Origin of the sequence: Trebonia sp., from assembly GCF_030042015.1 — a bacterium.
GTDB lineage: Bacteria > Actinomycetota > Actinomycetes > Streptosporangiales > Streptosporangiaceae > Trebonia.
Genome location: NZ_JASIAL010000334.1, coordinates 1 through 5,975, shown reverse-complemented (window position 1 = coordinate 5,975; position 5,975 = coordinate 1). Strand labels below are relative to the sequence as shown.

General features: G+C 70.8%; 7 protein-coding genes and 1 pseudogene. 4 read left to right on the top strand and 4 right to left on the bottom strand.

Going from position 1 to position 5,975, the window contains the following annotated elements; translation table 11 throughout:
• The 3 genes and pseudogenes from Q1N79_RS18010 to Q1N79_RS18000 form a co-directional block, all read right to left on the bottom strand.
• Positions 1 to 376, bottom strand: a pseudogene (locus Q1N79_RS18010) (hypothetical protein); the annotation flags it as partial.
• Entirely contained in the window at positions 373 to 1,299 is a 927-nt protein-coding gene (locus tag Q1N79_RS18005) for an ABC transporter ATP-binding protein (protein ID WP_300610358.1), read from the bottom strand. The pseudogene Q1N79_RS18010 and the gene Q1N79_RS18005, both read right to left, overlap by 4 nt.
• Positions 1,296 to 1,874, bottom strand: a complete 579-nt coding sequence (locus Q1N79_RS18000; RefSeq protein ID WP_300610356.1) for a GntR family transcriptional regulator — start codon at positions 1,872 to 1,874, stop codon at positions 1,296 to 1,298. Before Q1N79_RS18000 ends, Q1N79_RS18005 begins: the two co-directional genes overlap by 4 nt.
• 136 nt (positions 1,875 to 2,010) lie before the next feature.
• Here Q1N79_RS18000 and lipA point away from each other — a divergent pair, with 136 nt between their 5' ends.
• The 3 genes from lipA (at position 2,011) to Q1N79_RS17985 (ending at position 4,054) form a co-directional block, all read left to right on the top strand.
• The gene (gene lipA / locus Q1N79_RS17995) at positions 2,011 to 2,919 is read left to right on the top strand and encodes a lipoyl synthase (protein ID WP_300610360.1); all 909 of its coding nucleotides are present in this window, start codon (positions 2,011 to 2,013) and stop codon (positions 2,917 to 2,919) included.
• A gap of 183 nt (positions 2,920 to 3,102) precedes the next feature.
• Positions 3,103 to 3,240, top strand: coding sequence for a hypothetical protein (locus tag Q1N79_RS17990; RefSeq protein ID WP_300610354.1), 138 nt, complete (start codon positions 3,103 to 3,105; stop codon positions 3,238 to 3,240).
• 118 nt (positions 3,241 to 3,358) lie between these two features.
• The gene (locus tag Q1N79_RS17985) at positions 3,359 to 4,054 is read left to right on the top strand and encodes a DUF4191 domain-containing protein (protein ID WP_300610353.1); all 696 of its coding nucleotides are present in this window, start codon (positions 3,359 to 3,361) and stop codon (positions 4,052 to 4,054) included.
• A gap of 25 nt (positions 4,055 to 4,079) precedes the next feature.
• On the opposite strand, the gene Q1N79_RS17980 is transcribed toward Q1N79_RS17985, so the two are convergent.
• Positions 4,080 to 4,577, bottom strand: a complete 498-nt coding sequence (locus Q1N79_RS17980; protein ID WP_300610351.1) for an RDD family protein — start codon at positions 4,575 to 4,577, stop codon at positions 4,080 to 4,082.
• Between the two features lie 214 nt (positions 4,578 to 4,791).
• On the opposite strand from Q1N79_RS17980, the gene glnA reads away from it, so the two are divergent.
• On the top strand, positions 4,792 to 5,975 hold a 1,184-nt coding region (gene glnA, locus Q1N79_RS17975; RefSeq protein ID WP_300610349.1), incomplete at its 3' end, for a type I glutamate--ammonia ligase.

Below are 5,975 nucleotides of genomic sequence, written 5' to 3'. Positions count from 1 at the left end.
TCCAGGCGAACCGGAAGGTGCCGGTCTCCAGCTCCCTGGACAGCACCGGTGCGCCGGCGAACGCCCCGATCAGCGCGGGCACCGCCTGCAGCAGGGTCGCGATGAGCTGGGCCGTCGGCCAGTCGGCCATGAAGTAGCCGGCCAGGTTCCCGCAGGCCCCTGAGCCTGCGGGCCGGCAGGCGACCGCGGCGGCGTAGTCGTGGTGCACCTGAAGGCCGTTCAGCCACACCCACAGCGCCAGCCCGCCAAGCAGCACGGCCACCCCGGCCAGCGCGAGGCGGTGCTGCCGCCAGGTGACCCAGGCCATCCGCCGCCACGGCAGCGGCCGCGGACTCGCGTCCTGCTGCGGACGGGCGGCCGCGGTCAGCGCGGTCATCGCGTCACCCCCGAGGGCTCGCCAGTTCCAGATGACAAAGCCGGGTCGCGGGCCGGACCGGGCAGCGCCGCGGCGCCGGGCTCGCGCAGGTAGGCCAGCGCGAGTTCCTCCAGGCCGACCGGGTGCGCCTCCCAGCCCGGCGGGACCGGATCGTCCGCGGTGGCGCGGACCAGCATGTGGGCCTGCGCCGCGCCGCGGCGGACATGCACCACCGGCCGTGCGGTATACCTATCCGCCTCGGCGGCGGGGCCGGTCAGCACGCGGTGGCTGGCGAGCAGGTCGTCGACCTCCCCGGACACCTGCACCCGGCCCCGCGACAGCACGACCAGGTAGTCGGCGACCCGCTCAAGCTCGGCGAGCACGTGCGAGGACAGCACCACCGACACGCCGTCGTCGACCGCCGCCGTCAGCACAACCGCCATGAAGTCGTGCCTGGCAATCGGGTCCAGCATCGCCACCGGCTCGTCAAGCACCAGCAGCCGCGGGCGGCGGGCCAGCGCCAGGGTCAGCGCGAGCTGCGCCTGCTGGCCGCCGGACAGCCTCCCGGCCTTCCGCTTCAGCGGGATGCCCAGCTCGCCCAGCCGGGCCTTCGCGTAGTCCTGGTCGAAACGCCGGCACAGGTTGCGGGTCAGGTGCAGCAGGTCGGCGGCCGACAGGTTCTTGTACAGCGGGGTGTCCTGCGCGACGAACGCGATGCCATCAAGCGCGCCAGCAGACCCGGCGGGCCAGCCGCCCAGCACGGTGACACGGCCCGCGGACGGCGCCGCCAGGCCGACCGCCAGGTTCAGCAGCGTGGTCTTGCCCGCTCCGTTCGGGCCGACAAGCGCGGCCACGTGCCCGGCCGGGATCGCCAGCGAGCACTCGCGCAGCGCCCACGTGCTGCCGTACCGCTTGCCCAGGCCGCTGGTCTCGATCACGTTCACGCGACGCCCTCCGTTCCGCCGCTGGCCGCGCCGCCGCGGGTGCGCGACCAGGTGCGGCGCTCATAGCCCTGCTCCCCCCGGCCCTGTTCACCCGGGGGGGCGACCCCCCGGACCCCCCGGAAGTCTCGCAGCGCGCTGGTGAACAGCGCCACGATCCCGTCCTCGTCAAGCCCGGCCCCGTCCGCGGCGGCCAGCCAGCCCGTCAGCGACCGGCGCAGCGCGGTCAGCTCTGGCAGCGCGACCTGGCTCAGCGTGGCCTGGATGAACGTGCCCTGGCCCGGACGCCCGGTCGCCAGGCCCTTGGTCTCCAGGTCGCGGTAGGCCTTCAGCACCGTGTTCGGGTTGATGGCCAGCGCGGCCACCACGTCCCTGACCTTCGGCAGCTGGTCGCCGGGCTGGAGGTAGCCAAGCCGCAGCGCGTGCTCGACCTGCTGCACCAACTGCAGGTAGGTTGGCACGCCCGAGGCCGCGTCCAGCCGGAACTCGATCGGCGAGCCCGGCCCGCGCTGCCCGGGGGCGGGCGGCGCCGCTGTCCCGCCGCCCGGCTCATCGCTGATCCCTTTATCTATACTCATAGGACAAAGATACAGATAGCCGTGCTGTTGTCAACCGGCGCGTGCCGCGCGTCCGCCGCCGTGAGCGTTCGGGCGGCGGAGAAAGTACGCTAGAGGCGTGGTGAGCACCCCGGAACTGGCCCCTGACGGACGGCGGATGCTCCGCCTCGAGGCACGCAACAGCCAGACGCCGATCGAACGCAAGCCGCCGTGGATCAAGACCCGGGTGCGCACCGGGCCTGCGTACACCGAGCTGAAGAGCCTCGTCCGGGCCGAGGGCCTGCACACGGTCTGTGAGGAAGCCGGCTGCCCGAACATCTTCGAATGCTGGGAGGACCGCGAGGCGACGTTCCTCATCGGCGGCGACCAGTGCACGCGGCGCTGCGACTTCTGCCAGATCGACACGGGCAAGCCGCTGCCGCTCGACACCGACGAGCCGCGCCGGGTCGCGGAGTCGGTCGCGGCGATGGGCCTGAAGTACGCGACGGTCACCGGGGTGGCCCGCGACGACCTGCCGGACGGCGGGGCCTGGCTGTACGCGCAGACCGCGCGGGAGATCCACGCGGCCGTGCCCGGCTGCGGGGTCGAGCTGCTCGTGCCGGACTTCGACGCCGAACCCGCGCGGCTGGCCGAGGTGTTCGGCGCGCGGCCGGAGGTGTTCGCGCACAACCTGGAGACGGTGCCGCGGGTGTTTCGCCGGATCCGGCCAGGCTTCAGGTACGACCGGTCGCTGGCCGTGCTGCGGGCCGCGCGCGACGCCGGGCTCGTCACGAAGTCCAACCTGATCCTGGGGCTCGGCGAGACGCGCGAGGAGATCGCCCCCGCGATGGCCGACCTGCGCGCGGCCGGCTGTGACCTGCTGACGATCACCCAGTACCTGCGGCCGTCGCTGCGCCACCACCCGGTGGAGCGCTGGGTAAGGCCGGAGGAGTTCGCCGAACTGCGGGAGCAGGCCCTGTCGATGGGCTTCGCCGGCGTGCTGTCCGGCCCGCTCGTGCGCTCCTCCTACCGGGCGGGACGGCTGTACGCCCAGGCGATCGAGCAGCGTGCCGCGGCGACCGCGTAGCGGTGCCCGGCAGCTTCGCTGAGCCGGCCGGCCCGGACGAGGCCGCCGACAGGGACTTCGTCAGCTACTGGCGGGACTGGCCGGCCGCCGCCGAGCCGGTCACGTTCGCGGACGTCAGGCCGACGGGCCGGTTCCGCATCCAGGGTCACGTCATGCAGGCCGAGGACATCCTCCCTGGATGGGTTGCTGGACACGGCGGAGCGGCCGCCGTCATGGGACGACGTCAGCTACGTGCTCACGGGCACAGGACGGATCCCGCTGGACGCCGCGGACCGCGAGTTTCCCGGCCAGGGGGCGGCGGGCTTCCCCGCGTTCGGCTAGCCGCTCCAGGGGCGAGGACCGGGGCTGGAGAGCCGGCCGGGATCGTTCGGGATGATGGTTTATGAACTTCCCGTATGCTGCGGGGTGTTGATAGGCGTGCTGAGGAAAGGCTGAGCCGGTGGTTGACAAATACAACGCTGACGACCTCGCGAAGGCCGGGCGCCTGAAGCAGATACGGATGGTCGCCAGCCTGGTCAACCAGCAGAACCGCAAGGCGTTGCCAATCGTCTTCGGCAGCGCCGTCGGCATCATCGCGGTGTTCGTGCTGGTCGGCCTGCTCACCGGGTTCGCGGCCTACCTGATCCCGCTCGGCGTGCTGCTCGGGCTGCTGGCGGGCATGATCTTGTTCGGCCGGTTCGCGCAGTCCGCCCAGTACTCGGCGATCGAGGGACAGCCGGGGGCCGCCGCGGCGGTGCTGCAGAGCATGCGCGGCAACTGGACGGTCACCCCGGCGGTCACCGCCAACAGGAACATGGACGTGGTGCACCGCGCGGTCGGCCGGCCGGGCGTCATCCTGGTCGGCGAGGGCGCCCCGTCCCGGCTGGCGGGCCTGATCGCCGCCGAGCGGAAGAAGACCGCCAGGGTCGCGCACGATGTGCCGATCTTCGACTTCCAGGTCGGCGACGGCGAGGGCCAGATCCCGGTCAGGCAGCTGCAGCGCAAGATCACGCGGCTGCCGCGCAACCTGCGCCCGGCCGCGGTCAGCGACCTCAACTACCGGCTCAAGGCGCTGCAGCCCTCGCTGCAGATGCCGAAGGCGCCGCTGCCGAAGGGCGTCAGGCAGCCGAAGATGCCGCGCCCGCGCGTGCGGTAGCCGGGGCCCCCTTCCCGGGCCAGCGCTACATGCGGACGACGATCGTGTCCGCGGCGCGGTCGTGCAGGCCGCGCAGGTCCCTGTCGCACAGCAGCGGCGGCACCACGAAGAGCAGCAGCGCCGTGCGGACCAGCGCCCAGCCGAAGCCGGGCCGGTCGCCGTTGGTCCTGATGACCCGGATGTTGAGCAGCCGCTTGCCGATCGTGAGCCCGCTGATCGCGGTGAGCAGGTAGACCTCGACACCGAACACGAGCAGCGTCCAGTACAGCGTGGTGAAGTAGCGCGGGTCGCTCGCGCCGCTCACGATCTGGTGCCTGGTCACGGCGGAGACGATCAGCTCGCACAGCACCCAGTCGATGACCAGCGCGGCCAGCCGCCTGCCCATCGGGGCGACCGACATCGGCCCCTGGTTCGGCAGGCCGAAGCGCTTGCCCGGGGAGTTCGGCGTATTATCGGCCGAAACGGCACCCGGCGCGGCTGCCCGCCTGCCGGGGGCGGGGGCAACGGATCGTTTAGCGGACACAGGACTACGGTATCCGCATCGGTATCCTTCGCGTGCGGCCGCTCCGCCCTGGCGAGCGGATCGCGGCAGGTCTTACGGGGCTGCGTCTCATGCGTAACACCAGTGAAACATCGCGGATACTGCGCGGAAATTGCGGACAGCTAGCGTCCGAAGCGCGTCCACGACGAAAAAATCGAGATATACCTACCTATGCGCGCCCGTTCAGGGAGGGTTGATGTTCAGCACTGCTGAAGAGATCCTCAGCTTCATCGCTGAGGAGAAGGTGGAGTTCGTTGACGTCAGGTTCTGTGACCTGCCGGGGACGATGCAGCACTTCACCGTTCCGGCCGAGTCGTTCAGCGCGAGCGTCTTCACCGACGGCCTCATGTTCGACGGTTCGTCCATCCGCGGGTTCCAGCAGATCCACGAGTCGGACATGCTCCTGCTGCCGGACCCCGCCACTGCGGTGCTCGACCCGTTCCGGCAGCACAAGACGCTGAACCTCACGTTCTTCGTGCACGACCCGCTGACCGGTGCCCCGTACTCCCGCGACCCGCGGAACATCGCGCGCAAGGCGCAGGACTACCTGATCGGCACCGGGATCGGGGACACCTCGTACTTCGGCCCCGAGGCGGAGTTCTACATCTTCGACTCGGCCCGCTTCGCGACCGGCCCGAACGAGGGGTACTACCACATAGACTCGGTCGAGGGCGCCTGGAACACAGGCCGGGACGAGGCTGGCGCCAACCTCGCGTACAAGCCGCGGTACAAGGGCGGGTACTTCCCGATCCCGCCCATGGATCACTTCGTTGACCTCCGGTCGGAGATGGCGCGCAACCTGATCGCCAGCGGCATCATGGTCGAGATGCAGCACCACGAGGTCGGGACCGGCGGACAGGCCGAGATCAACATGCGCTTCAACCCGCTGCTTGTGCAGGCCGACAAGCTGATGCTGTTCAAGTACATCATCAAATCGACCGCGATCGCGCACGGCAAGACCGTGACGTTCATGCCGAAGCCGCTGTTCGGCGACAACGGCAACGGGATGCACTGCCACCAGTCCATCTGGAAGGACGGCGCGCCGCTGTTCTACGACGAGGTGGGCTACGCGGGCCTGTCGGACACCGGCCGGTACTACATCGGCGGGCTGCTCCTGCACGCGCCGTCGCTGCTGGCCTTCACGAACCCGACCGCGAACTCCTACCACCGGCTCGTCCCCGGCTTCGAGGCCCCCGTCAACCTGGTCTACTCGCAGCGCAACCGCTCGGCCTGCGCGCGGATCCCGATCACCGGCACGAACCCGAAGGCCAAGCGCGTCGAGTTCCGGGTTCCCGACCCGTCCTGCAACCCGTACCTCGCGTTCGCCGCGATGCTGATGGCGGGCCTGGACGGCATCAAGAACAAGGTCGAGCCGCCGGA